Annotated in this window: 28 protein-coding genes and 4 pseudogenes; 7 read left to right on the top strand and 25 right to left on the bottom strand. The window is 42.4% G+C overall.

What is annotated here, in order from left to right; genetic code table 11:
* Positions 1–115 precede the first annotated feature (115 nt).
* The 6 genes and pseudogenes from IM509_RS02085 to IM509_RS02065 form a co-directional block, all read right to left on the bottom strand.
* On the bottom strand, positions 116–385 hold the full coding sequence (locus tag IM509_RS02085) for a PIN domain-containing protein (RefSeq protein WP_221634801.1): 270 nt from the start codon (positions 383–385) through the stop codon (positions 116–118).
* Entirely contained in the window at positions 372–572 is a 201-nt protein-coding gene (locus IM509_RS02080; protein WP_052276116.1) for a hypothetical protein, read from the bottom strand. Before IM509_RS02080 ends, IM509_RS02085 begins: the two co-directional genes overlap by 14 nt.
* Before the next feature lie 499 nt (positions 573–1,071).
* A complete protein-coding gene (locus tag IM509_RS02075; RefSeq protein ID WP_002765916.1) occupies positions 1,072–2,034 on the bottom strand; it encodes a protochlorophyllide reductase in 963 nt (320 codons plus the stop codon).
* Between the two features lie 205 nt (positions 2,035–2,239).
* Positions 2,240–2,419: pseudogene (locus IM509_RS24280) on the bottom strand (hypothetical protein).
* A gap of 836 nt (positions 2,420–3,255) precedes the next feature.
* Positions 3,256–4,257 (bottom strand): CsgG/HfaB family protein, encoded by a 1,002-nt coding sequence (locus IM509_RS02070; protein ID WP_185237038.1) that lies wholly within the window; start codon positions 4,255–4,257, stop codon positions 3,256–3,258.
* A gap of 60 nt (positions 4,258–4,317) precedes the next feature.
* Positions 4,318–5,304 (bottom strand): succinate dehydrogenase/fumarate reductase iron-sulfur subunit, encoded by a 987-nt coding sequence (locus IM509_RS02065; RefSeq protein ID WP_052276115.1) that lies wholly within the window; start codon positions 5,302–5,304, stop codon positions 4,318–4,320.
* Positions 5,305–5,836: 532 nt separating this feature from the next.
* On the opposite strand from IM509_RS02065, the gene IM509_RS02060 reads away from it, so the two are divergent.
* Both IM509_RS02060 and IM509_RS02055 read left to right on the top strand, forming a co-directional pair.
* On the top strand, positions 5,837–6,223 hold the full coding sequence (locus IM509_RS02060; RefSeq protein ID WP_002734386.1) for an AbrB family transcriptional regulator: 387 nt from the start codon (positions 5,837–5,839) through the stop codon (positions 6,221–6,223).
* Between the two features lie 393 nt (positions 6,224–6,616).
* Positions 6,617–7,411, top strand: a complete 795-nt coding sequence (locus tag IM509_RS02055; protein WP_052276113.1) for a CPBP family intramembrane glutamic endopeptidase — start codon at positions 6,617–6,619, stop codon at positions 7,409–7,411.
* On the opposite strand, the gene IM509_RS02050 is transcribed toward IM509_RS02055, so the two are convergent.
* Positions 7,394–8,191 (bottom strand): Tab2/Atab2 family RNA-binding protein, encoded by a 798-nt coding sequence (locus IM509_RS02050; RefSeq protein WP_072925033.1) that lies wholly within the window; start codon positions 8,189–8,191, stop codon positions 7,394–7,396. The genes IM509_RS02055 and IM509_RS02050 overlap by 18 nt on opposite strands.
* Positions 8,192–8,341: 150 nt before the next feature.
* On the opposite strand from IM509_RS02050, the gene rimM reads away from it, so the two are divergent.
* The 3 genes and pseudogenes from rimM to IM509_RS02035 all read left to right on the top strand — a co-directional run bounded on the left by rimM (position 8,342) and on the right by IM509_RS02035 (position 9,603).
* Entirely contained in the window at positions 8,342–8,920 is a 579-nt protein-coding gene (rimM, locus tag IM509_RS02045) for a ribosome maturation factor RimM (protein ID WP_052276112.1), read from the top strand.
* A 77-nt stretch (positions 8,921–8,997) separates the two neighbouring features.
* A pseudogene (locus tag IM509_RS02040) lies at positions 8,998–9,413 on the top strand (hypothetical protein).
* Positions 9,400–9,603, top strand: a complete 204-nt coding sequence (locus IM509_RS02035; RefSeq protein WP_283160172.1) for a winged helix-turn-helix transcriptional regulator — start codon at positions 9,400–9,402, stop codon at positions 9,601–9,603. The pseudogene IM509_RS02040 and the gene IM509_RS02035 overlap by 14 nt, the downstream one beginning before the upstream one ends.
* Here IM509_RS02035 and IM509_RS02030 read toward each other — a convergent pair.
* The 8 genes and pseudogenes from IM509_RS02030 to IM509_RS01995 form a co-directional block, all read right to left on the bottom strand.
* Complete coding sequence (locus IM509_RS02030) at positions 9,600–10,160, bottom strand: hypothetical protein (protein WP_249264843.1); 561 nt, start codon at positions 10,158–10,160, stop codon at positions 9,600–9,602. The two genes, IM509_RS02035 and IM509_RS02030, sit on opposite strands and share 4 nt — an antisense overlap.
* Positions 10,161–10,207: 47 nt before the next feature.
* Complete coding sequence (locus IM509_RS02025) at positions 10,208–11,839, bottom strand: purple acid phosphatase family protein (RefSeq protein WP_072925030.1); 1,632 nt, start codon at positions 11,837–11,839, stop codon at positions 10,208–10,210.
* A gap of 117 nt (positions 11,840–11,956) precedes the next feature.
* Positions 11,957–12,439, bottom strand: coding sequence for a hypothetical protein (locus IM509_RS02020; RefSeq protein ID WP_072925027.1), 483 nt, complete (start codon positions 12,437–12,439; stop codon positions 11,957–11,959).
* A gap of 214 nt (positions 12,440–12,653) precedes the next feature.
* The gene (locus tag IM509_RS02015; protein WP_185237037.1) at positions 12,654–14,396 is read right to left on the bottom strand and encodes an ABC transporter ATP-binding protein; all 1,743 of its coding nucleotides are present in this window, start codon (positions 14,394–14,396) and stop codon (positions 12,654–12,656) included.
* A gap of 188 nt (positions 14,397–14,584) precedes the next feature.
* Positions 14,585–14,855: pseudogene (locus IM509_RS02010) on the bottom strand (aminotransferase class V-fold PLP-dependent enzyme); the annotation flags it as partial.
* A gap of 116 nt (positions 14,856–14,971) precedes the next feature.
* A complete protein-coding gene (locus IM509_RS02005) occupies positions 14,972–15,283 on the bottom strand; it encodes a Nif11-like leader peptide family natural product precursor (protein WP_052276118.1) in 312 nt (103 codons plus the stop codon).
* A gap of 291 nt (positions 15,284–15,574) precedes the next feature.
* Positions 15,575–15,823: pseudogene (locus tag IM509_RS02000) on the bottom strand (IS30 family transposase); the annotation flags it as partial.
* A gap of 18 nt (positions 15,824–15,841) precedes the next feature.
* The gene (locus tag IM509_RS01995; RefSeq protein WP_052276119.1) at positions 15,842–16,153 is read right to left on the bottom strand and encodes a type II toxin-antitoxin system TacA family antitoxin; all 312 of its coding nucleotides are present in this window, start codon (positions 16,151–16,153) and stop codon (positions 15,842–15,844) included.
* A 341-nt stretch (positions 16,154–16,494) separates the two neighbouring features.
* On the opposite strand from IM509_RS01995, the gene IM509_RS01990 reads away from it, so the two are divergent.
* The gene (locus IM509_RS01990; protein WP_185237036.1) at positions 16,495–18,576 is read left to right on the top strand and encodes an NACHT domain-containing protein; all 2,082 of its coding nucleotides are present in this window, start codon (positions 16,495–16,497) and stop codon (positions 18,574–18,576) included.
* Positions 18,577–18,904: 328 nt separating this feature from the next.
* Here the strand turns inward: IM509_RS01990 and IM509_RS01985 are convergent, their stop codons facing one another.
* From IM509_RS01985 to IM509_RS01955, 7 genes are all read right to left on the bottom strand, one after another.
* Positions 18,905–19,171: a type II toxin-antitoxin system RelE family toxin gene (locus tag IM509_RS01985; protein WP_272079402.1), complete on the bottom strand. Its 267-nt coding sequence runs from the start codon at positions 19,169–19,171 to the stop codon at positions 18,905–18,907.
* Position 19,172: 1 nt separating this feature from the next.
* Entirely contained in the window at positions 19,173–19,454 is a 282-nt protein-coding gene (locus tag IM509_RS01980) for a hypothetical protein (RefSeq protein WP_002787278.1), read from the bottom strand.
* A 446-nt stretch (positions 19,455–19,900) separates the two neighbouring features.
* Positions 19,901–21,145, bottom strand: a complete 1,245-nt coding sequence (locus IM509_RS01975) for a M23 family metallopeptidase (protein WP_185237035.1) — start codon at positions 21,143–21,145, stop codon at positions 19,901–19,903.
* 45 nt (positions 21,146–21,190) lie between these two features.
* Positions 21,191–21,904: a biotin--[acetyl-CoA-carboxylase] ligase gene (locus IM509_RS01970; protein WP_185237034.1), complete on the bottom strand. Its 714-nt coding sequence runs from the start codon at positions 21,902–21,904 to the stop codon at positions 21,191–21,193.
* Between the two features lie 300 nt (positions 21,905–22,204).
* A complete protein-coding gene (locus IM509_RS01965) occupies positions 22,205–22,849 on the bottom strand; it encodes a histidine phosphatase family protein (RefSeq protein WP_002765895.1) in 645 nt (214 codons plus the stop codon).
* 49 nt (positions 22,850–22,898) lie between these two features.
* Entirely contained in the window at positions 22,899–23,537 is a 639-nt protein-coding gene (locus IM509_RS01960) for a histidine phosphatase family protein (protein WP_002746077.1), read from the bottom strand.
* Between the two features lie 664 nt (positions 23,538–24,201).
* Positions 24,202–24,621: a YraN family protein gene (locus tag IM509_RS01955; RefSeq protein WP_002765893.1), complete on the bottom strand. Its 420-nt coding sequence runs from the start codon at positions 24,619–24,621 to the stop codon at positions 24,202–24,204.
* On the opposite strand from IM509_RS01955, the gene IM509_RS01950 reads away from it, so the two are divergent.
* A complete protein-coding gene (locus tag IM509_RS01950) occupies positions 24,571–24,777 on the top strand; it encodes a hypothetical protein (RefSeq protein WP_287716297.1) in 207 nt (68 codons plus the stop codon). The genes IM509_RS01955 and IM509_RS01950 overlap by 51 nt on opposite strands.
* 67 nt (positions 24,778–24,844) lie before the next feature.
* Here IM509_RS01950 and IM509_RS01945 read toward each other — a convergent pair whose 3' ends face one another.
* From IM509_RS01945 to IM509_RS01935, 3 genes are all read right to left on the bottom strand, one after another.
* Positions 24,845–25,222 (bottom strand): DUF3110 domain-containing protein, encoded by a 378-nt coding sequence (locus IM509_RS01945; protein ID WP_002765892.1) that lies wholly within the window; start codon positions 25,220–25,222, stop codon positions 24,845–24,847.
* A gap of 79 nt (positions 25,223–25,301) precedes the next feature.
* Entirely contained in the window at positions 25,302–25,763 is a 462-nt protein-coding gene (locus IM509_RS01940; protein WP_052276123.1) for a DUF2996 domain-containing protein, read from the bottom strand.
* A gap of 378 nt (positions 25,764–26,141) precedes the next feature.
* The gene (locus IM509_RS01935) at positions 26,142–26,519 is read right to left on the bottom strand and encodes a hypothetical protein (RefSeq protein WP_052276124.1); all 378 of its coding nucleotides are present in this window, start codon (positions 26,517–26,519) and stop codon (positions 26,142–26,144) included.
* Positions 26,520–26,717: the final 198 nt, after the last annotated feature.

Below are 26,717 nucleotides of genomic sequence, written 5' to 3'. Positions count from 1 at the left end.
TTTCAAATATTTTGAGTATAAATACTCTATATACTCACTTCTCTGCGATGCAGTCGCACTCGCGGGAGCGCATTTTGTAGCTTGCTTAAAGCTTTGTTTCTGTCTGTATCACTTGTTACTTTTTAAAATGAGAATTGCTGGAGATAACTTGATATTTTCTATAAAAGGAAACAATTAATTTAAACAATTGTTTTTCATCAAGCTTATGCTTTTTAAGTAAATTACAAGAAACCTCATTAATTATTTGGGTACTGATAATTATGGACTTTTCTTTAATTAATTGTTTTGCCAATATTCTTTTACTTTCTTCTTTTTTATCAGTGGAAAAAGCATAAAGCCAAATATTAGAATCAACAAAACAACTATGATTTTTAAGTTCTGTCATAAATTTCTTCTCGTTTCATCAATTCTAAATTATCAACCTCTATAGGATTTTCCAACAGATATTCAATCAGATCAATTTCAGGTTCACTTTGATTGAGTTGATTTTGAGCTTTAAATGCGGCAATAAGTACCTGTATCTGCTGAATTTGTTCAGGTTTAAGTCCAGTTACATTAATGTTTTTAATCATGGCTACCTTGGGATGATTTTTACTTTAATTATACTAATTACACGCTCTCACAATAATACTCTTCCTTTTTTACATCTTTGACTAAAATTATCGGTGTTTATGAAGAGTTATTATAGCCTAGCCTTTGAATTATAACAAAGAGACATAAACCCCATCGCTTACGTCCCCAATTCATCCTCATCAAAGTTTACTGATTCAATAACCGAGAAATCACCCGTTTTAAGCTAAATCCCCCTGCAAGGAGAAGTAAACCAACCACGTTATCGCCTTCGGGGACAGACTGCGGTGGCTCTTGTGCAGATTGAAACAAATAAGCCGCCCCCCCATTAAAAGCTTGCAGTCAAATCGGAATAATAACAAATCGGTTTTTAATAGTATCATTAACTGCCAATCAAGCTTTAAAAACCCAGTTATGGACTGTTTTTCCCTGTCCCAGCGCTCCCCGTTTCCACAAGGACACAAGTTACCTTGTGTCCCTTTTTAGTCTCAAAATCAGAAATTAGGCTAATCCGACTAATTTAGCGCTGTATTCCCACATTTTTTCGCCTCTTTCCTCGTCGCGAGCTTGAGGAGAAACCCTTTGTACAAAAGATTTACCCTCTTTTTTCTGACGGTTGCCCCAACTCCAGTAAGCGCCGGATTGACGGTATTCGGGGTCAGCCACCACCAGGGCGACTCTTTCCCCGGCTAATTCTTGGGAAACATAGCCACCGGTGATATTTTTCTGGAACCAGGGGAAAAACTGCTGGAAAAAGGGGTAATGATTGCGGAAAAGGGGTGTATCGGCCACACAACCCGGATAGAGGGAAGTAAAAGTGATTCCGGTGGATTCGTGATAGCGTTTGTGCAGTTCCCGCATGGTGAGAACATTACACACCTTACTATCTTTGTAGGCTTTGACCGATTCAAATTTTTTGCCGTCGGCCATAGTAATCGGCTCTTTGAAACCCTTGGCAAACCCCTCCAAATCGCCCAAATCGGGACGAGGAGGAATTTTACCGCCTAATTCATCGGGATTATGGGTGACAGTACCGAGAATGACTAAACGCCGGTCGGGAGAGGGGGAATTTTTTAGGTCTTCCAAGAGCAAATTCGACAAGAGGAAATGACCTAAATGATTGGTGGCCATGCTCAATTCATAACCGTCGGGACTTCTTAAGGGTTCTTTGAGCAAAGGTAGATAGATAGCGGCATTGCAGACTAAAGCGGTTAGAGGTCTGCCCAAGGCCCGGAAATTTTTAACGAAGCGCCGGACGCTATCGAGGGAACCGAGGTCGATAAATTCAATACAGTAGTTATCCCGGGGAATGTTTAATTCCTTGGCCGCCTGTTCCATTTTCGGGATATCCCGACAGGCCATAACCACAAACCAACCTCTTTGAGCAAGGGATTTAGCGGCGTAGAGACCGACTCCAGAAGTTGTCCCAGTAATGATTACCGTGGGTTTTTGATCTTGTACCATTTTTTGATAGTTTTCGTTAATCGCTCTGGTCTAGGGAATATCCAAGGGATTCCAATTATAAATTTTATCTCAAATGTCGGGGTTTCATCCCGTCCCTAAAAGCGACGGGATGAAACCAAGCGCCAATATAAAACAGCACTTCGACACATTTCGAGGGGCTTCGATGTAAAGGCTCAATGTAAAGGCTCAGTGACACGAAGCACGATTAAAAATAAGGGTTCTTCGTTACTTGGGATGGTTCGATAGGGGGGCATAAATCGACTAAATCCTTATTTGGCAAGAGACTTAATTGATTAGTTCGCTCTAGAGCAAAAACAATTGACAAAAATCGCTAAATGCCTCTCTATATAAGGGTTCCATCCCTTATAACCCCCGTCCATTGCATAACAATTACCGAAGAGCCAAAATAAGCGTCCAGTCTCCTGACAAAATCTCGAATAACTTCTTCTTGTAAGGGTCTTGACCTACTCAGGCCAAATAGCTACCATGTAAGTAGAGCGGATAGGGTAATCAACCGCTTTAAAAACCCATGTAGTCTAACCACTACGCTATCTGCACCTTGACAATTAAAGATATGGGGTTCTACTCAATAGTTCTAGTTTTAGGACTTACGCATTGACAGGATCGACCAAATATGAGGTATAGGTTTCGGGCATTTTAACGTGATTTTTTGATGACTTTTGAGCGATCGCTATCGATCAGAAGTTAATCGCCAAAAGTCTGGAACGACGGATTTTCGTTCATACACATCATGGTGAATTTGTACAGTGCGTAAGTCCTATAGTTTCCCCCTGTGAGTAGGTAAAATCTTTACAGGAAATAGACAAAGCAGTATTTGAAGCTAACGTTTCAATTCAAGCAAACTTTGTACCCCCCCTTGCCCCCCGACGTCGGGGGGGGCAAGGGGGGGACTATCGTAGGGCATACGAAAAGTAACGCTTAGGGAGAGAACCACCTCTGGGTTGGATAACGCAAGGCATCTAATTTAAGTGGACTCGTTGAACTAAGAATCCCGAAGCGCTTAGTGCGACGGGAGTGTCAAATAACTTCAAATTTGCGTGAGTGTTCACTTATCAGGAGTCAGTAGCCGGTCGTCAGGAGGCAGGAAATAAATAGGGTGATAGGGTTTTGGGGTGATAGGGTGATGAGACAGCTTCCCCACTTCCCCACTTCCCCACACCCCACCTCCCCAATTCATAATTCATAATTCATAATTCCCAATTAACGAATCGGTTTAGCTAAATCACCGATTTTAAAACCATTACCGGTAATGATGCGACCGACGCTAGATTGACCATCAGCTTCGACAATTTCGAGAGTGCCAATCGGTTGAGTAATCTGACGGATAACCTTGCCCGTTTGCGGATCCTTGACCGTTTGAGTCGTCCGTTCGATGGAAATGCGTAAACCAACACGATAGCCTTCTCCCGTGCCTTTATTGAGAATTACCTGATTTCCCGTCACGGCAGCCACTAAAGCGGTGACAGTCGGGAGCGAGCGAGGTGTAGCGGCGATTTGTTCGGCTTTATTGTTGAGATTATCCACCACCTGCGCTACTGCCTTATCGGTGGCAATACTGAGTAATTTCCCTTCGTTGGAGGTTTGGGAACCACCCCCAACCCCTAAAACCACGGTTGAACCATCGGATTGATTGGCACTACCATTTCCCTGAGCGGTGCTAATAATTTCGGCCGTGGTGGTATTAATTGCCCGGACATTTAACTTGACAAAAGCATCGGTTTCTGTCTTGGCGGTGCTAAAAATAATAAACGAGCCACCGGATTGTTTTTTTTGTAAATCGAATTGGGTAATCGAACCGATAATCACCACATCTACCCCCAAAATTTGCCCGATTTGAGCAGCGGTAGCGGCATCTACCCGTCCCGAAGCTCCCAAATTCTGTTCTCTGAGGACAGCATCAATGCGACTGCGCTCAATGACTGTATAGCGACCACTTTCCACCAATCTATTGACGAGAATATCACTGACACCACTGGCTCCACCATTGAGAAATGTTAACCATTGGGGATTACTGAGACCGCTATAATCGAAGTCTAAAACCGCTACTCGCACCTTTTCGCTTTTTTGGGCTAAGAGTAAAGGTAAATTGTTAGAGGTAGCTTGGGAGAAAGCCGGTGCGTTGAAGCTAAAACCCAAACTAGAAGCGACTCCCACAAGGGTGAGCAGGGCAGAAAAACCACGGATACTATCTCGATCGAACATGATAAGGGGTTCTCCAGTCATATAGAATATAGATCATAATACATCTGAAAATTGCTCTAACTATCGAGAGCGAGAATTTTGAATGGCAGTAATTAAACCTCTCACTTCCTCGGTTCCCTCGGAAGCTTCAAAGGAAGTGGGAAATTTACCCTTAGTAATCATCCGCAATCCCAAGGGGGCAATACTTAATAAACCCTGTAAATCGCGCCAATAATTGCCCAGCACATAGAGGCCGAATTGGCGTTCATCCACCCATCCTCCTGCTTTGACTAATTCCACTAAAACTTTCCGGTGACGAATGGGACGACTACTATCGGCCGACTTGCGAGCGAGTATTTCCTGTTTAATTTTACCGATCTGATCCATAGGAGCCACTTCCATAGGACAAACCGCATTACAGAAATAGCAACGGGTACACCCCCAAACCCCTGCGGTGCCTTGGTTATAAAGTTCTAGACGACCTTCTTGATTACCATCGCGAGAATCTGCTAGGGTGCGCTGCGCTTTTGCTAAAGCGTGGGGCCCGACAAAATCGGGATTGACTTGCTTGGCGTTACATTCCGAATAACAGGCCCCGCACATAATGCAGTTACCCATCTGATTGAGATTGGCTCTTTCTTCTGGAGTTTGCAGAAATTCTCGTTCGGGAATGGTGCGCGCTTGACTACTAATATAAGGTTCAACCCTTTCTAAATCGTCCCAAAACGGTTGCATATTGACGATTAAATCCCGGATAATCGGTAAATTCCCCAGAGGGGCGATCGTGATTTCGGGAATTTCTCCGGCATCTTTTTGGCTACAATGGTTTAATTCACTGGCGATATTTTGTTGACAAGCCAAGGCCGAACGACCGTTAATTTTCATGGCACAGCTGCCACAAATTGTATTGCGGCAATTTTTACGAAAGGCCAAAGTTCCATCAAGTTCCCATTTGATGCGATTAAGGCAGTCGAGAATTGTATTTCCGGCCTCCACCTCTAGGGTAAAATTTTCTAGGTAGGGGGTGTCGTTGGGTCGTTGACGCAGAATTTTAAAAGAAACTTCCATACTCGGCACGGGGGTGAGGGACTCCTAATACTCAGGATAATCGATGTTAACGGGCCAAAGGGGAGCTAGTAATGGTAATTAATCCTTAAGATTTTCCCCGGTCGGTTGAGCCAAGGGGTGGGTATCTAGGCCTAATGATAGATGGGCAAGTCGCTCGAAAACAGTTTAATCCCCCCGGATTTACTGCTCTGGGTCATTAGTTTTTTGCCAACTCCAACCACAAGTAAATTTTCTCAATTCCTTGCTGGGTATAGCTTTATCGGTTTTATGGACTTACTTTCTCCCCCCTGTTTTCCTCCCACCCGACCAAAAATTGCCAGAGTCTTAACCCAAAATTTCCTCTCCCCCACAAGGTTTACACTTACTACCTAGTCCGGGGTCTTCTTAGCACGATTGTCATCACCGAACCATCAGTTTTAAAAAATTTATTATTCCCCTCTAGACATTTTTGGCAAGATTTTTGGTATGATCAATTTGTCAGTGTAAACTTAATTGACAGTCAGTCAAAAATCAAGGAACATTAAAAAGTACCATGAGTGACATCTCTCCTACTCCCCTAACCGGGAAAGCTCTACTACAAAAAGTCAAAGAGTTATCCCACTTACCCCGTCGCGAAACGGCAAAACGTTGTGGTTACTACTCTCAAAGTAAAGATGGCCAAGTTCGGGTCAATTTAACCGACTTTTACGATGCTGTTTTAGGTGCAAAAGGGGTTCCTCTCGATCCCGAAGGCACTAAAGATGGCCGCGGCCGCGAACCCACTTTCCGGGTTAGTGTCCACAAAAATGGTCAAATCGTCATCGGTTCCACCTATACCGAACAAATGAACTTGCAGCCCGGCGATGAGTTTGAAATCAAACTTGGCTACAAGCACATCCACCTCAAACAAACGGAATCAGAAGAACCGGTAGAAGCTTAAATAGGTTACGGAGTAGGGATAAGGACAAAAAAAATCGGCAGTCAAAAGGGCTAGTTTTGACAAGACCGACCAAAAAGACAATATAGATTCTTATCCCTAATTCTAACCCCTGACCGCCTCTTTCATCAACTCGAGGGGTTTTACTTAAGCACTTTTTCTTCTTTTTCGCAACCCCCTAGGGATGGATTTTTGTTGGAGCTAGGCTTTACCAGAGCAGAGTTCCACAGTTATCCTATGCCTAGGGGGTTTGTTTTATGGCTGTTAGGGGTAGGGGGTAGGGAAATGGGGAAATGGGGGGATAGGGAAATTTCAACTAATACCCCAAAACCCCAAAACCCCAAAACCCCAAAACCCCAAAACCCCACACCCCACTTCCATAGCACCTAATTGACAATGGACATGGCTGCCTTAATAAAAATTATTATTTTCCTGTTAGCCTGGTTAATTCTCTGGCTGCCCATTGCCATTGGTTTAGGGAGTCGTTTGGGATGGCAACCGCTGCAAGGGACAAAACCTGACCAGAAATTGCCCCTAGTGGCCTCTCTTTACGCCTTGGCTCCCTTAGTTATCTGGGGATTATTGAAGATAGAGGGGAGCAGCCTCCATAATTACGGATTAATTTGGTCATTTTCCCTATTTATCTCCCTAACCAAAGGATTAATCTTGGCAGTGGTGGGATTAGGGATAATTTTTTTCCTAGAGGGGATTTTGGCCTGGGTACATTGGCAGCCCAAAAATCTAACTCGCGCTTTTGCCTTGAGTTTACCCCTGTTGATAGTGGCCCTCTGGGTGGGTATTACCGAGGAATTAATCTTTAGGGGCATCTTTTTGAGTCAATTAAGCCAAGAATACGGTTTTTGGGTGGCGGGAGCCATTTCTAGCCTAATTTTTGCCCTGCTGCATCTGCTTTGGGAACGTCAGCAAACGCTGCCGCAACTACCCGGTTTATTTCTGATGGGGATGGTTCTGGTCTGGGCGCGGGCGATCGATCATGGTAGTTTAGGATTAGCTTGGGGACTTCATAGCGGTTGGGTATGGGGATTAGCTTTGCTAGACAGTGCCGAATTGATGTCTTACAGCGATTCTGGGTTAGTTTGGGTCAAAGGTATCTATAACCAACCTTTAGCGGGTTTAGCGGGTATTCTTTGCCTCTTGGGGACAGCTTGGGGGTTAAACTTGTTTCAGTAGCCAAAAGCCGGTAAAAGTGCGACCAGAATCATCCGGTTGTATCAGGAGAAAGTGCAAACCTTGGCTTTCCTGTTTGGTTGCTTGATAAACATTGGCTGCCAGGGCCACTTCTTCATCTTCGTAGGTCAGAAAAATCCAACGTTCATTTAGACCCGATTCCAAGACTAAACCGCCCGATCGCCCCCTTTCTGTGGGAATATGATCGATAAATACCGGGTTAATTTCCTCTAACCAACGAGCGATGGCAAGAGATTTTTTACCACCGGTAATAACCACGCCGGGGATCATGAGAGTGGAGGCTAAACCTAATTTTAAAGGAGAAAAGGCTTCTGGTAGGGAAAGAATCGGTATTCTGCGATCGCCAAAAAAGTTAACTAAATCAACGGCGGGAAAGCGAGCAAAACGCCACTCTTGACCTAAAAATTGGTCTGGTAGGGGTTGCGGTGGAGGAGAGTCGATATTGATGGGGATTTGCCGTAATTCTAGCTGTTTTTTCAGAGCGTTAACGTGACGGGTTAACTCAATTTTGATCTGTAAATTTTGGCCGGCGAGGAGAAATAAATTGGCGCATTGGGGGCGAAAAACTTGGATAATTTCCGGGGGGGAGACTTGACAAGCTTGCTGTAACTGTTGGGTTAACCAGTCGCTATTAGCTTGGGATTGGGGACAGGAATTTTCATAGATAAGATGACCAAGAGAATCGGAAATTAACAATTGCCAGACTGTGCCAAGAGAAGGAGAAGATGAAGATTTATAAAAATCCGCTTGCCAAATAGTCATAATTCAGTAAAAAGCCACCAGTAAAAAGTCAAAAAATGGTCAGGAGTAGAGGTCAACTAAAAATTTTACCCTACCAAGACTTTAAAAATCTAGGAGCGAGACAAAAAAGGCTATATACTAGGGAAAGCTATAGCAAAAAATATTGAGACAATGGAAGAAAATTGGCTAGAAATTGGGACAATAGTAGCACCCCAGGGACTGGAGGGAGAATTGCGAGTTTTATCGGTATCAGATTTTCCCGAACGTTTTCAGAAGCGAGGTATTAGGGGAATACAAGGGACTCAAGGGGGAGAAATCCGAGAAATTACTCTGCTCAGGGGACGTGAGCTACCGGGCAAAAATGTTTATATTATCAAGTTAGAGGGGGTTGAAAATCGGGAACAGGCCGAAGCTTTGCGCGGATATAAATTATGGGCGAATAAACTAGAAAAACCTCGCCTAAAAGCGGATGAATATCATGTTAGTGAGCTAGTAAACTTAGAAGTTTATCATCACCTGACAGGAGAAAAAATCGGGGTTGTAGTAGATATTTTGTGGGCGGGTAATGACATTTTAGCAGTGCAACTAGAAGCAAATCTAGCTTCCGTCAAGAAAAAAAGTCCATCCTCCGACTCAGAGGCCACGGCCCTGGTCCCCTTTGTCAAAGAAATTGTTCCACTGGTGGATCTGAAAGCGGCACGCATCGAGATTGCGCCACCACCGGGGTTATTAGAGATCAATTTATCCTAGTGGGACTTAAACGATCAACAAGAGTATAATAGAGTATAATCGTTATAGAATAAGCACTTTACGTTGAAAAATCGGCGATGAAAGAGACAACCCCAGCCGCGATGCCCCCATGCTTTGACCGATGGTGTCGGCGGTTTGACAATTGCTTCAAAAACGAAGCGCAAAAAAACGGCTTCAGACAATATTTAGGAGGATTATTAGGGGAAAGTGAGAGGAAAAACCTCCCTCAAATGGCCAATAATGCCGTCGGAGTAGTTTATAACCGATTACATCACTTTATTTTATCTTGGTGTTTTGTGCCTATACATTTATCCTGTGGCATAAGTTAACTGGGGGACTGCAAAGGCGGTGGACGAATCGACCTTTAAACACTTTTGTGGAAGCTTTGGAAGCTTTTCGGACAGCGATGTCTTTTCGTTTCTTTAGGTGGCTGACCGAGAATCAGGATGTGTTTGCCGCTTATCAAGCCAGTTTCGGCTTTGTTTGGGCTTAAAATTTGTTTAAGTCCCATTAGTCAAAAAGTTCTCACCCAACAACTAGAGTTAGATGGACTGATTCACCGAGAAGTTTATCCAGAAATTCCTCCTAAAGTTGAATATTCTTTAACCGCTTTCGGAGAAACCCTGAAACCGATTATTCTGGAAATGCACCAATTAGGAATTGAGAAAAATACCAGACTTTAAGGTTTTAAATTTCCTCCTCGAATAAACCAAGTAATTGTGGCACTGGTAAAAGCAGTGATAGCGACAATAGCTATTTGTTTCCAGTTTTTTAATTCCCCAACTTTCTCGATTAAATCGGGAATTTTTTGGGTTAATACTGCTTGGGATTGAATTGTTCCTTCAATTTTAGCCGTGATAATTTTGACTTCCGTGATTTCTTTGTGTAGGTTAACAAATTGCTGGTTATTTTCTTCTCTCAGGGTTTCTAGTTGTTGGCGATTATCTTCCTTTAGCGTATCAATTTGCTCACGGGTGTCTTCTCGCAGGGAACTTATTTGCTCGCGGTTTTCTTCCCGCAGGGAACTTATTTGCTCGCGGTTTTCTTCTCGCAGGGAACTTATTTGCTCACGGGTGTCTTCCCTCAGGGAACTTATTTGCTCACGGGTGTCTTCTCGCAGAGAAATCATTTGCTCACGGGTGTCTTCTCGCAGAGAAATCATTTGCTCGCGGTTTTCCTGTCGCATTGCCGAGAGTAAGTCTTTCAATTCCTGAATATCATTGCTGGTAACAGTAGTCATAGAATTAACCCTAAGAGAATCTATTTAACCGGCACTCTTTGATTTTATTATACTTCACCTACGCCAAAAAGGTCAAATTCATCAAATTTAATTACTTCCGAGTCAGGATAACGAGTATCAAAACGATAACTGCTCACGGTTCCTTTTTCTGTATCTAAAATGCTAAAAACCGTCAGATCATTACTGGCAATATAGGGTAAAGGTTGATTAACCCAATCCACTAGAGGAGCAATGTTTGGGATAATTGCTGGTAATCGATTGGGATTACCGACGCTCCCATAATTTCTATCGAGAGGTACAGGACGTTTTTTATCACCTAAATGAGCGCCATAACTATTACCAACGTTAGAAGATTCGAGAAAATTCATACCCTTAGGACTAAGAAAACGATTCCATAAATGGGAATGACCATAAAAAACCAAATTAACCTTGGCTGATTCTAATAAAGGAATTAGATCACGAATAATATAATCATTTTCTTGGGGATAATCATAACGTACCGATCTAACTTTTCCCGTGGCATCCCGTTTAATTGTCGGCACGGGATCGGTGTAGGGTGGCACGATATTTCCTCCTAGGGTATGGGGAGGATGATGAAACATAACTACTTTATATTTAGCCTCTTGAAATTCTCGACTATTTAATTCTTTTTCTAGCCATTGATATTGAGTACTGCCCTGAGCAATTGGCTCAAAAATATGCTGACCGTAACCCCAGAGATCTGACCTATCTAAATCTCTTTGATTTTCGTAATATCTTCCCTTTGTACTGGGTTCTAAATTGGGATTTCTCCAGATATTAGTAACATATAAAACCACTAAACGAATATCACCAAAGGTGAGAGAATAATATTTATTTTGAGGTAAAGAAAAAATTTCTTCGTAGGTTTCTGTGTTAAAAGCATGATTTTTTAACCAGGTTTCATTAATTGCTGCTGTATCCGCTGCTAGTTGTTTAGCAATAAATTCAGGAATAGCATCTTCAAACTGTTCATTTAAACCTGTGGAATTAGAAAATCTGCCCATAACTTCATGATTACCAATAGCAGGAAATAAGGGCGCATTTTGAATAATTTTCCCCCCTTTATAAATAGTCTGAATACCATTCTTTGTAAGAGTATAATTGGCACGACCTTGTAAACAGGGAAAGAATGCCCCACCGCGACTATCATCAAACCATTCGGAAGCTCGATCGGGTATATTAACTAAATCTCCTGCTAAAAAAACTGCATCTACTTGTCCAATAGTTTCGCTAACTTTTTGCAAATTAGCGGCAGTCATGGGCATTAATTGATGATCGGAAGTGAGCAAAATTTTGAGATTAGTTCCTTTTTTTGGTCTTGGGGTAAGGGTATAAATATCACTTCTAATCGCTGTATTTTCCTGAAAACTGGTGACTTGATAGGGAATCCTTTCCCCGGGATTTAAATCAGTAATTTCTGCCTGATGTCGCCAGATTTCTCGCTCGGTTAAAGATTGATAAGCTTCAAGGGTTCTCGATTGAGCATCTTCTCTAACTCTAGTTAATTTGCTAGTGCGAGCGGGGACCATTTTCTCTAGTTTTTCCCCGTAGCGGACTTGATGACGAGTGCCAAAAAATTCCGTAAACCAAACCACTTGTATTGATGTTTCGGTGGGTAATTGTAAAAAAGGTTCGCTTAAAAGTTGATTCTTGTTCATTGTCGCTAAAAGATAACTAATTATAATTAAAAAAAGCTGGGTTAATATAACAGCCAGCTTTTGAGATGCTCAAGTCAAAGAGGACTAACAAAACTGTTAACCCATATTAGGGTAATTTTAGTGACAGACTCCCGTGAAAGAATCACCACCATGCTTAACTTTAATGGTGCGAAGATTGTTTTCTAGGGTAAAACTAACCGGTGTTCCTGCTTGACTTTTTCCGCTAAAAGTATTTCTACCTTGGTAGGTAGTGACAGCTAATCCTACCGGCTGCATTTCCGGGGGAGTTGCGGCAGCAAAATTATCAATCGTTACGGTGTTATCGTCTTTGTTAACTACCAAAATTTGCCCTTCCACCACATCGCTAACCGGAGAAACCATTGTCAGTGTCACCGGTTCTTTTTTGCTGATCGAGTCATCATCAATTTCAGAAGTATAAACATAGAGTTTTACTCCTTGGGCGGTTTTGCCAGTTGCCGTACAGATGATACCATCTCCTAGACTAGGCATTTGGGCAAATGTCGGCTGAATTAAGACGCTGGGGATACCGATCAGGGTAACGGTGGCTAAAAGAGCGGTTTTAGTCAGATTTTTAAGCATGAATTTCTCGGTACAAGTGGACTTCTATTAGGTTTTTAGCACATTACCTGTGCCACGAGAAATCAAGATAACACAAAAATTGGCTAGAAATTTTTATAAAGTGTTGAGTGAGATTCTTGGCTTTTACTGCCATTAAATCGACAAAATAGCCAGAAAATTCTTCTTAAATTCTCCTACTAACTGGCAATAACTAGCAGATTCGCTATTTGATCGGCTAATGTAAAACCTTAGACTCTAACTGCTGCTGTTGCCAGAGATTTTGATAGACTCCGGGGACTGTGATTAACTCCTCGTGGGTTCCTATCTGAACAATTTCTCCGCGATCCATGACAAAAATGCGATCGGCAGTGGCAGCGGCCGATAATTGATGGGAGATAAAAATCACGGTTTTTTGGCTTTCTTGGGCGAGATTTTCCAAAATAGCCGTGGCTGTTTGATTATCGACGCTAGATAGGGCATCATCGAGGATTAAAATCGGTGCTTGGATGGCTAAAGCGCGCGCTAAAGAGGCCCGTTGACGTTGACCACCGGAAAGAGTAATCCCACGTTCTCCCACTAAAGTGCCGTATTTTTGCGGGAAATTCTCGATTTCTTCCTCAATTCTCGCTTGTTTGGCCGCCGATGCCACTGCTGGAAAATTCAGCAGCGGATTGCCATAACGGATATTATCTTCAATGGTGGTACTAAATAAAAAACTTTCTTGGGGAACATAAGCGATCGCTTTTCGCAGCTCTTCAAGGGCAATTTGAGTGACATCTTGATCATCAATAAACAACTGTCCCTCGGCAATATTCAAAAGACGGGGAATAGCGTTAGCAAGGGTAGATTTTCCCGACCTGATCGCACCGACGACCGCTACCGTTTCCCCCGGATTAATGGTAAAAGAAAGAGATTTTAAGGCTGGTTCCTTAGCATCAGGATAGAAAAAAGTCAAGGCTTTGGCGGTAATTTTTCCTTGAATATTTTTTAAGTGAATACAATCAGCATTGTCTTTAATTTTAGCCTCAGCTAATAGGATAGTTTCTAGGCGATCAATACTCACTTCTCCCTGTTGGTAGGCAGTAATAGTGAAACCTAATAAAGCAGTGGGAAAAACTAATCTTTCGGCCAAAATTAACAGAGCAATAAAGTCTCCAATGGTGATATTACCCGCTATAATTTGTCTAGTACCGAGAGCAAGCAACGCCAATAAACTCACATAGGCTAAAGCTTCAATCAGGGGAAAAAGAAAATTACGAGTCTGGACTAAATCTAAATTAGCCTGTAATAATTCGCGATTTCTTTGTTTAAATGCTAGGCGCTCGTTAGCTTCTTGGGCATAGATTTTAATCAGAGTAATACCACTCATATCCTCTTGAATTAAATCGCTCAGATGCGAGAGTTTTTCCTGTACTTTTTGCTGTTGCTGCTGCAGACGACCACTAAATAACTGCACAGCAATTAACATCAAAGGATAGACAGAAATAGCGGCGATTGAAAGGGGAATATGAATCGCTAACATCACGGGCAAAGTTAACCCATAGGCAAAAAAAGTATTAGCCAAACTGAGCAAAGCAAAACCCACCAGACGACGCACATTATCCACATCGCTAGTGGCACGGTTGATTAAATCTCCTGAAGTTTGCCGAGAAAAATAGGCAGGTTCAAGGGTTAATAAATGCTGAAAGATTTTTTGTTTAATATCGAACTCTACCTGACGACCGATCCCGAATAATAATACTCTAGAACTCATGCGGATAAACCACATAATCGAGGCTAAAGCGACAATTAAAATTAGATAATAAATGATTTTTTGAAAGTCAAAGGATTTACTCAAATCATCGATGCTATCCCGGATTAAAAGCGGTATATAAACACCCAAAAGATTAACAATAAGCAGCGCAACTACCCCCCCAGTTACTATTTGCCAATGGGGACGTAGATAATTTGCTAGTTTTTTAATGCGAGAATAAGCCATATTCAGTAATCAGTAATCAGTAATCAGTTATCAGTAATCAGTTATCAGTAATCAGTAATCAGTTATCAGTTATCAGTTATCAGTAATCAGTAATCAGTTATCAGTTATCAGTTAGAACAGGAAAAAGGGGGAATAGCCACCCAAGAATTTTTATTTTTTCTCCTTGTCCTGATTTAGCCTAGGTTTAAGATTAGAACCAGCCTTGGGCGGTTTACCGGGAGGCTTATCAATTTTAGCTTGATAGCCGTGCCGCCAGAAGTTAAGATAATCTGGGTCTGGATTGGCATTAATTAACCCTGCCACCTCTTCTCTGGCCATTTCGATGACTGTCGCCGTATCCTGTCCCCAAGTGTGTAAACTGGAGGGATTGCCCCAATGATGTTGGAGAATAGTGGCAACCCGCTCGATTACTTGGGGATGAGTGGGGGTAGTGGCACTATAGTCAAGATAAATTTGCATTATTTTACAATCTGAGAAATGAGAGTCAAGAAAGGCAGCTATTCTCAGTTTAGCCGTTTAAGAGATTAGAAAACGGGTTTCTTTAAGAAACCCGTTTTCTAAGAAACCCGCTTTCTTTAAGAATTGAGTTTTCGGCAGATTTCACGAGCTAAGAAAGGCAATCGATAACAAACGTCCGGGTCGCTTTCGAACGCATATTGTTTAGTTAAAAGCATCACATTTCTGAGAGATATATCAGGAAGTCTTCTACTTTCTTCGGAGTAGTATTCTGCCAGATCTTCAGAGGTAAAGCTGAAGCCTCTCTCAGAAGCCAGTATGACAGTAAGATCCATTAAACTTTGGACATCTGTTGTTAGTTCTAGACTACCTTGAATTTCTAGATCACTCTTAGCAATTTCATTAAACTGTCTGACGGCTTCGATAGACATAAGTTCTCCTGTGATGTATTAAGATTGAGACCAAGAACAGCCGATGCAAGTCTGAATTGCATCACTATCTGATCTAGCTTGATAGAATACCTCATTGGGTGTCTGATAGTCAAGACATTTTCGAGGACGATTGTTAATTAAGTTTACGGCTCTTTCCACCTTTCCACCGGGAGCATCTCATTTATACAAGTGAGTAATTATACTTGTCCCTAAAACTGGTTTCTGGCAAGGCTTTTAAAATAGCTTGACATAAAACCTGATTTAGGGGTTACAAAGGTGAGATGCTCCCCTTTCCACCTCCTCTGGCTTAACGATTTTAAAATTTGTCCTCTTGGGGAAAAATTGTCTTAACAGTCCATTGGTATGCTCGTTTAATCCCCTCTCCCACGAATGATAAGGAGTAGCAAAATAAAAATCTGCTCCTAGTTTCTCACTCAACTCTTGATGTCCACAAAATTCTTTAACCTTGTCACAAGTAAAGGTTTTTCTTTTGTCAGGTTGAATCTCTTGGAAAAGTTTTTCTGTGACTCTATTGATTTCTTAACACAAATCTAGCAACTATTTATTCATCATTTGCTTATACCATTGAGCGTCTGCTTGAGCTTGCTCGGAGGGAGCGGGGGGATTTAACAGGGCCTCGACAAAAACGAATTGATCGCGTTCGGTTAATTCTACCAATTGGCTATCTTTGATCGTTTGCATAGCTGCCTCAGCCAAAACTGACACCATAAATTCAGTCAAGTTCTGTCCCCGTAAAAAGGCAGCCATCTCCATCAGTTGCTTTTGCTCTGCTGTTATGGAAGCCTCTAACCGCGCATTGTTGCCGATTTTAGTCCCTTGGGGTAAATCTTTATCTGGTTTCGTTCTCATGGCTTAGAAATTATCTAATTTAAGCACATTATATTCTTAGAAAACGGGTTTCTGAGTTGATAAGAAAGCGGGTGGCTCTTCTAGGTTCTGTGTGATAAGTTTAACTTACATAGGATCGATCTTTGTGTCCTCTGTGTCTGGAGTGGTTCCCTCCACTCCCTCGCCAGCAGGACTGTATCTCAGAATACATTTTACCCACCAAATCCAAAAGAGCCAGCGGGTTTCTGGGTTGTTGAGAAACCCGGTTTCTGGTTTGTTGATGAGAAACCCGCTTTCTGGGTTGATGAGAAACCCGCTTTCTGGCTTATACTAAGCGTCAGAGGGTTTACAGGGGTTAAGTTATGACAGGAATTGAAACAACCATTGTAACGGCATTGACTAATAATTTTATTGGCCAAACGATTAAATCGGGGTGGGAGGGTATTAATAAAAATGAGTTATTGAATAAAGATGTCGGGCAGCTTATCAAAGAAGGAAAGTATCTTTTTTTGCGGGAATATACTCAACGTTACTGGGATCGGCACGGCATGATTAAGGTTTTAAAAATGTCTAAGCCGATGGATTTGGAGTCAATTTATGTTAATGTCAAATGTTTAGGAAATTTAGTCAGGGATTATTATGATGAAAATTTAGAAAATAAATACCGTGAGAGTAAGCAGCGACGGTTTAACTTTAGGGATGATGGTAAAAAAGATGGTTTACTTTTGGCTAATCAAGAACAATATTTAATGGTACTTGGTGATCCTGGTATTGGTAAATCTACATTTTTGCGAAAAGTTGGGCTAGAAGCTCTCAAAGGAAAGCAAGGCAGTTATCAGCATCCTCTAACACCGGTTTTACTGGAGTTGAAAAACTTTAAAGAAAACGAGATTAATATTCAGGCATTAATTGAAGAGGAGTTTAAAATCTGTGGTTTTCCCAACGTGGAAAAAAATATTAGCAATAAACTAGAAAAAGGGGAATTACTAATTTTATTAGATGGTTTAGATGAAGTGCCAACAGCTAATGTTTATAATGTAATCGAGAAAATTCAAGATTTTGTAGATAGGCATCATAAAAATCGTTTTATTCTTTCCTGTCGTACTGCTGCTAGAACTCATCTTCAACGATTTACCGATATTGAAATTGTCGAATTTGATGATCAGCAAATTCAAAGTTTTATTGAACATTGGTTTAGTTCGGAATTAGATCGGAAAAATGAGACGGCTAAAAATTGTTGGGAACTGTTGCAAAAGGAGGAGTATAAAAGTGCAAAAGAGTTAGCCCATACACCGTTATTGTTGACTTTTTTGTGTTTGGTTTATGATGAAAATCAATCGTTTCCCACAAATCGCAGTCGCCTTTATCAAGATGCGTTACGAATTTTATTGGAAAAATGGTCAGCCGAAAAACGTTTACCTAATCGCGGTTTAGTTTATGAAAATCTCAGTATTGAGCAAGAAGAAATTTTGCTATCTGAAATTGCTTATCAGAATTTTGTAGCAGATAAACTTTTTTTAGAAAAACGAGAAGTTGTTAAGCAAATTAAAGATCACCTTAAACAAAACTTAAATGCTCCACAACATTTAGACGGAGAAAAAGTATTAAAAACCATTGAAATTGAACAGGGAATTTTAGTAGAGCGGGCTAGATCTGTCTATTCTTTTTCTCATTTAACCCTTCAGGAATACCTCACGGCTCAGTATATCTATGATAATGATTTGATTGAAGAAGCAGTTAAGAATTATGTAACAGAAACTCGTTGGCAAGAGGTGTTTTTGTTAGTGGCGGGTTTGATGCGAGGGAAAGCCGATAAATTGTTATTAGCAATGGAGAAAGAAGCTCAGGAATATGCGAAGAATGCCAAATTATCTAAATTTCTTGTTTGGGTAGAGCAAGCAACTGGTGAATTAAAAGAATCGGTTAAACCCTCTGCAAAACGCTCGATCATTCTTTTTGACAGATTAAATAAAGGGATTAATTTTACCAAGTGCTATAATCGAATACATTCAGATATGTATAATAATTACATAGATAATACTCCACAATTTGACGAACCTTTCCTTGAGCAATTAGATAAATTAAGACAAAAATATGTTGGTATTGATGTTTTGTATCAATATCATTATGGACATTTGTTAACCAGTGAACAAATGCAAAGTGAAAAAACAGCAACACATATTTTTGCATTGATTAGTTCAATTACAAAAAAAATACTAGGACAATTAGAATTTGATCAAATCTCAGCATTTTATGAAAAAATAATTCTAGATTTTTATAAGCAAAGTCCAATTGGGTTCTCTTCTTGGAGAACACCTGACTGGATTATATTTCAAAATTATCTATACGTTAATGAATTAATGCTAAGTTGCCAAAAAGTGGCTGTTAATATTTCCCCTACCGTCTGGCAAGAAATCGAAGAACGAATGCTCCGCGTTCCTTAACTTCTACTTTTTTTCTCAAATCTTGCCTTTCCAATTGCATGAGATTAGCGAATATTAACACTATGAGGATTGGGAGCTTCAAAAACCTTGCATTACCATTTTTATAGAACATAGGGTTTGCTGAAAAAGTACGGGCGAAGCATTCGGATAGAAAATCTACGGTTTCACCGATAAGTTATTGTCCGAATGCTTCGCCCCTACAGGACGCGGAACCATGAAGACGCAAGGTTTTAAAGCACGATTCTCTCAGAATCTTGCACCTGTTTCGGGAGAAAAGCCACAAAACCGCTACCTTGCCTACATTTCACATTTATTCAGCAAACCCTATTTATTGGCGGTAAGCTTGACTGCGATGTTCAATCAGCAAGACAATAACTTGAGACTGACTATCATCAACTGTATAGATAACCCGATAGTCTCCAACGCGGAAGCGATACTTCCCAGCAAATTCTCCCTTTAATGCTTTAATTTGAGGGTGATTTTTCGGTGTTTCTTGAACGAGTTTTAAACACTTAGCAATCTTCTTTTTTAAGATTGAATCCGCTTCAGAATAAACTTTATTTGCTTTAGCTGTCAAACGGACTTTATAAGTCATCTCAGCTTTCCCAATCAATGAGGCAACCTGATTGTAAATCCATTTCAGCTTCTTTCAAATGTTCCATAATATTCGGGATTGCTCTAATTTCTTGCGTTGCCTTTTCACTTTCTTTATCTGACAAATAAGCGGCAAATTCTAGAATCATCTTTAAATTTTCTACTGATAGGGTTTGTATATATTGTTGAATCTTTTGCTGCATTAAATCGACCTGTACTAATGTTTCAGAATCTAAAAAATCTTCTGGAGTCGAGGGATTTACTTCAACGTCAGTTAGAGTCATATTTAATCAAGTGCTTCTCTGAAGTTTATTATTTGTATCTTAGCGTGTATCCCGTCTCCCGACGACCGACGACCGACTCCTGACGAACGACTCCTGACCCCACAGTTAACTTTATTTTTGTCCAACTACTTAGGGTTGGCTGAAAAAGTACGGGCGAAGCATTCGGGCAATAACCTATCGGTGAAACCGTAGATTTTCTATCCGAATGCTTCGCCCCTACAGGACGCGAGCGCCGCTCAAGATGCCAGGTTTTGAAGCAAGATTCTCTCAAAATCTTGCACCTGTTTCGCTCGTAAAGCCACAAAACCCTTACCTTGCCTACATTTCACATTTATTCAGCAAGCCCTACTTAAGACTGCGAATGTATGAAAACGCATCAATTGGGCAAAAGCTCAACGATGCGTTTTTAAGCTCCAAAAACCGCTATATTTGTAACCCAAAACAAATTAATTCTGATTAGCGTCAGTGGCTGCGGCCATTTGCATTCTCTGCACCAGATTATCGAGGGCTAATTCTAGATGTAAACCGGCATCTACGGCGGTCCAACCCTGTTCGGTTAGGTGTCGCCATTCAAAGTGTAGGTGAGGACCGGTAGAAAGTCCCGTACTACCCACACGACCGATAACCGCGCCCTGTTCCACCCATTCTCCCGGTTTGACGGTAATTTCCGAAAGGTGGGCATAACGAGATTCTTGACTACCATCGAGGTGACGTAAAATCACCGTTAATCCGTAACCTCCCAACCAGTCGGCGGTGGCCACTTCCCCTGCGTAGGCGGCTAATACAGGTGTTCCCATCGGTGCGCCTAAATCAGTACCCGCGTGCATGGCCCGATTCCCGGTGACTGGATGATTTCGCCACCCGAAAACCGAGGTAATTTGGGCAGGAAGAGCGAGGGGAAAAAGTAAATCGGTGCGTTGAGTTTGGTTAGAATCCGTGGGACTTAAACGGGTGGCCCGCTCATAGGTGGTCGCTTCGCTGATGGCCGCCACTTCTGCGCGAGTCACGGGGGCTAAAGCTAATTTTACGCCATTCCATTCCGGGGGATTGAGGGCTACCACCTGACTGGGAATCACCGTCGGGGCGGCCAGACGTACCGGGCTGCTAGAGGCCACGAGGGTGGGGGCATAACGACGGAGGGAATTATTAGCGATAACCGGCTGATTTGCGGACCGCCGCCCTACCCGCACCGCCGGATTAGGATTGAGACGCACCCGGGCCAGATTAACCGGGGGTAAGGGTTTGGCCACAGTGCTGACCGGCTGACGACGGGGGGACCGGGCCGCCAGATTACAGCTACCTCCTACCAGTTGACCATTTTGGGCGATGGTTTGGCAACCACTGCGGCGCTCGGTGACGACAACGGAACTGGGGGGGTTAAAGTTTCTGGTATCGATAAAATTATTTTTACCGCCGGCCCGGGGGGCAAGGGTAGGCATATCGGTTTGATGGTTTTCGGGGATAGCCAGACGGGGAGCGGGATTAGTATTTTCTTTGATAACGGGGGCTTTTAGAGTCGGGGCGGCATTTTCCACTACTGGGGTTTCGCTGCCAGTTTCGGAATTAGCGATCGCATTGGGAGCAAGAGTGAGCAGACCGCCAATCACCAAACCGAGACCACTGCATAAACTCAACTTCTTTTTTAAGGATTTTCCGAGAAAAAGTTTCAATATCACCGATGAAGGATACATAGGGCGGCCTCACTTCTCACAGTTTAGTCAAAAAAATATTTAGACTCAATTATAGCCGAGACTGACCCTACCGGCCGGTATATAGATTTCGCTACTGGCATTGTCCGAGGTGAGTTTAACTTTTAGTTCCCCTCGATCGCTTACCCCCGTTATTATGCCCTGATAGCCCTCAAAAACTATCTTTTGACCAAAATTAACAAAAAGCTCTAAATAGGAGGCTAATAGGGCTTTTATGCCTCTATGACAGTAATATTCATAGCCGTATAGGATAGCATCGCTGGTGAGAGAAGTTAACTGAGCGATCGAGGTGATTTTATTGCCAGTAAAAGCTTGTAAATTAATGCCGGTGGGGGGGACAGGATTAGACCAATTGAGGCCCACTCCGATGACTGCTTGCGGGATGTTTTGACCCTGAATACGGGTTTCTAGGTTAATTCCCCCTAGTTTGCGCCCTAGTAATACTAAATCGTTCGGCCATTTGATTTTAACGGGTATTTCTTGACAATTGAGGTGATGAGCGATGCCCCAAACTGTAGCGAGAACGAGATGGGCAGATTTATCCACCTCTAAATCCAGATTTAACGCCAAAGATAAATATAATCCTCCCGGTTCAGAAATCCATTCCCGTCCCCATTGTCCCCTCCCAGCACTTTGTTGACTAGCAGTCACCACAAAAGGCGGATTTTCCCCCGATGCTAATAATTGCCAAGCTTTAGTATTAGTGGAAGGTAATCGCTCAAAGTGATGGATTTTGGTCATAAATTGGGAATTATGAATTATGAATTATGAAGTGGGGAGTATTTTCAGTGTTGCCAAAGGCACGGCGTAGCCGTCCAGTAAACAGTAAACAGTAATCAGTGACCTGATACTAAATCCGTTGAGTACAGGCTACATATCAGTACAGGCAAAAGGCAAGAGGCAAAAGGCAAAAGAGGGAATAGATAATCAGTTTTTAATATCCGGATTGAGTATGAAAACTCACATCTGATAACTGAATCACTGATAACTGATCACTGATAACTGGTCACTGATAACTGATCACTGATCACTGATAACTGATTAGGTGCAGGGGAGAGAACGCAGGTACTCACTGAGGTGGGAACGTAAACCGATGCCATGGAAAAGCGGGCCACGACTGCCTAATTCGACGATACTGACGGCGGCCACGGGCATTTCAAACCGATCGCGATAACGGCCCACATCGATACCCATCAGACTACAGAGCATGATCCGGATGGTGGCCTTGTGGGAAACAATCAGGATATTGCCATCACTGTGGGTGTGTTCAATTTCCTCCAAAACGGCCGCGGAACGACGGGCGATATCGATGCCCCTTTCCCCGTTGGGGGGAGCATTCCAAGCGGGATCCGTCAACCAACGCACATAGAGATCATGATATTGATGATCAATATCGTTAGGGTGCATTCCTTCCCAAAGACCATAACCGATCTCTTGTAATCCCTGCCGGATTTCTAATTTCAGTCCCACCGCTTCACAGAGAGGTTTAGCGGTTTGAATAGCTCTTTGGAGGGGACTGACATAGGCCGCGCGCCAAGGTAAAGAACGATAGACATCGGCGAATTCCTCCGCCATTTCGATGCCTTCGGCAGTCAAACCGGGATCATTTTCTGGAGTACCACAGTATCCCCCCGTTTTGCTATAGGCTGTCTGTCCGTGTCGCAGAAAATATAACATCAAGCACATAGTTTTTCAGGAGACCAAATCCGGGGTTTCCCTGGTTGCTGTTGACTGGTTAGGTTCCCGCTCGGGAGCGCAGGTCATTGCGGATGTGAGAGCGATCGCCCATGACTTGAAAGAGGGGACCATGTTCGGCTAATTCGACGATCGTTACCGAGGCCACGGGCATGGCAATTCGATCGCGATAACGGCCGATATCAATGCCTAAAAGAGAACATAACACGATTCGGATCGTTGCTTTATGGGAAACGATCAAAATATGGCCATCATCGTGATGATGGTCGATTTCCTCTAATACTTCCGAACTACGACGAGCGATATCGATGCCTTTTTCGCCTCCTGTGGGAGAATTCCAGCCTGGATCTGCTAACCAGCGCACATAATCATCATGAAACTCCTGATTAACCTCGGCTGCGGTTTTTCCCTCCCATTGACCGTAGGCAATCTCTTTTAATCCTTCCCGTTTGTGGATGGGAATACCTAAGAGTTCGCTTAAAGGGGTGGCCGTGGCCATGGTGCGCTTGAGGGGACTAGAATAGATACCTGTCCAAGGCACATCTCGATAGGCAAGGGCGAAATCCTTGGCCATTTCATAGCCGGCCGGGGTTAGTTCCAAGTCTAATCGACCGCAAAAACTACCCGTTTGACTGGCTGTAGTTTCGCCATGACGCAAAAAGTAAAGTTTTAGACTCATTTTTTAGGTTCCTCTTAATATTTGTGACTCTCTCCCACCTATAGTGATACTAAATCTTGTTTAAAAAGTACAGGAGAGCAGGGAGCGGGGAGAAACAATTTAAGCTGTTCGTAATTTAAATTGCTTGTTGAGATCAGGCGGTCGGCAGGGGGCGGTCGGCGGTCGGAAAAATCGAATATGCAATTTAGATTCAAAACAGCTTAGTTGTAAAATATCTACATCTATCAGCCACTTATCTATAGTTTTGTAACGGCAATTTTTGCTAAAAATCAATAAGTGTAAACTTTAATCACAAGCTCGATCGAGTCCCGACAAAGGTGTTATCTTAAAAACATAAGGCACAAAGGAAGCGACTCAACTTCCTTCCGGGCAAAAAGACCTAGAGCGTGTGCCGCCTGCTCTAGATCAACGCAACAGCTAAATCGGACACAGATTCTCAAAGTTTGTAAAGTAAAGTATGGTTTCGCCTCTGTTGCTCGATATAGGACAGATGGAGTGAGCCGTAATCAGCACCTGAGTCGGTAAACTGAGAAATCTTGATAGTTGACAGATAGACTGTTGTGGGTTCTGTAAACCTCTATTGTATTGAGTCCGTTAAACTTTTAGGAGTCCATATCGTTTGTACAAGATGAAGCCCGCCTCCCTAGGCGGGCCTATTGTGTTTTTAGAAAACCGCCACGAGATATTCCTGTAATTGCAATTGATAACCTGCCTGTAGCTGACAGGGATAATCAAGGGAAAACTCAGGTAAAGCTAATAGAGAACTTTTTTGACAACTAACTAACGCCACATCGAAGCGACAGCTTAAATCAGACCATTGGGGATAAAAGGCGAGAAATATCTGGGCAGCTTGGTAAATTTTACCTTGTTTACGGTCATTGATCGCTAATTTGCCCCCTAAATCCCAATTGCCAGCACTGCGGGTTTTCACCTCGACGAAAGCGAGAGTCGCTTGGGATTTAGACAAGACGATTAAATCGATTTCACCGCCAGCACTACGCCAACGACGCTGGAGAATATGCCATTGCTGTAATTGCAACCAATCCGCCACCAAATTTTCGCCCAATTCCCCCACGGTTGTCATATTCAGTTATCAGTTATCAGTGGTCAGTTATCAGTGGTCAGTTATCAGTTATCAGTTATCAGTTATCAGTTATCAGTGGTCAGTTATCAGTTATCAGTTATCAGTTATCAGTTATCAGTTATCAGTTATCAGTTATCAGTTATCAGTTATCAGTGAACAATATTGATTTATTATCCTGTCTTCTGACTCCAAACTACTGATTACTGTTCACTGAATCACTGGATTACAAAAGTCCTTCTAGACGACGACGGATGCTGTCTAACTCCGCATCGGGAATCTCAGAAAACTCCTCCTCGGCGGGGGGGACTTCCTCTTTTTGCCAATCCAACTCCTCGGCATTGCTTTCGGGGGGAATTACCAACATACCCGCTGCAATCATTTCCGCTTGATAGCCGGCGCCGCGACAAAATTCTGCCACTTCCTCGGAATCAATTTTCTCTACCGTGGGAGTCGGAAAATCCTGTGCCTCTAACAGCAGAGCATAACGGGTGGCATCATCTTCCGATTCAAACATCAACACCTTATTGATAGCTCCCATTTGAATGGTGTGGATACCTTCGTTTTCTGTGCCTGCGTTAAAAAGTAGTACAAATACACGCATAATTACTATTAGCGATCGATAAGCGGTGGTCGTCTATACTCATTTTACCCCCCTTCTCGATCGCTAATCCTGAGCAATTTTAGTTTCTAGTCAACCACTTTTGACCGTTAAGCCGTTGCAGGGTGTAAAACAACAGTAAATCAAGACTAACTTTCCTTTCATCGATCATAAATGATTCAAGTGTACTAGGTTGAGCACCGCCCTCAGCTTGAGAAAAAGCTTTTTTACCATTGATGTTTTCTTCCAAAAAATAAATGCTAAATTGACGCATTCCCTCGAGCCAATTGCCAGTTAACTGCCAACAGGGAGAGCTAGAAAAGCCCTGCACGGGAATTTTATCCTGTTTAAAGGACAGCTTTATATCACTTATACCGAGCTTTTGCAAGGCTGCCGCCAGTGCGGGCTGAAAATGCTGCTCAATAAATTGAGCGAAGGGTTTTTCCTCGACGGTTGGCTCCTTGGGTTTTTTAGCAGCCGCAGGTTGAGCCGGTTTTGCTGCTTCTGCTGCCGGAGTTGCGGGGGTGGTGGTTTCTTCTGCCATAGGAATTAATCAGGAATGGGTAGGTAGCTACAATTATATTTTCTCCCGGGTTATCAGCTATCAGTTTTTTTAGCTATCAGCTTTGATTTACCCGATTAATTAGCGATTTTTTTAGTGACGGCGTTTCTCATAAATATGAAGTATAACCGGACAGGGCATCGTCTCGGAGTCTCCCCAAAACAAAAACCTCCTACCAGCGACCGGCGGTTTGATGAGCTTATTTTACCGTGAATGACTATGTTTGACTATATTTTTATTTAAACTTGACAATACTTCCGCAGATTTGCTCCAGTCTTAGAGCTTATTTATCAAGTAAACATTAAAATAAATGTAGGGCGATCGAGGAATTATCACCCTAGTTTTTCTGACAGGGATTTCTTATTTTCCGCAGTCATAATAGCTTATGCCACTTTCTTCACCTTTCTGTGTTCTCCAATTGGGACACCACTCGTTAAGAGGGACGACAAATGAGCCTCTTTTATATTCATCCTCTATTATTGGTCGAGCGTTATCAGCATCTTGCTTGCTTGGGAATAAGATGACACTCACATAAAATCCTTTTCGTTTAAATAGCTTATTTTTGCCTCGATATTGTGGCAATCGTCTTGGTAGTTGTTCCATTTCCCATTGTGCTTCTTGAATGCCTCGATCTGAACCATAAACAACACCATGGGATGGAGTTTGGGAAGATACTTGGCCAGCAAGACCAATACTTAATATCAAAGTAGCTAAAATTAAACACTCTCGATTCTTCATACTATTTGGCTCCTTATAATTGTTAAATAAGTTTCAAATTTATTGGCTACTCTCAAGGGGAGCATCTCACCTTTGCAATGAGCATAAATACTTAGTGGAAAAATAGGCTTTTCGAGGGTAATTCTTGTTTTAATTCTCCATGTACGCAGTCTTTAAAAGCCTCTATTTCGTTCCAAGACACGATTAAGAGTGGCTTTT

The sequence above is a fragment of the Microcystis sp. M31BS1 genome (assembly GCF_020245285.1).
Lineage (GTDB): Bacteria > Cyanobacteriota > Cyanobacteriia > Cyanobacteriales > Microcystaceae > Microcystis > Microcystis panniformis.
The sequence above is the reverse complement of the archived record's forward strand: the minus strand, read 5'-3'. Positions and strand labels throughout refer to the sequence as shown.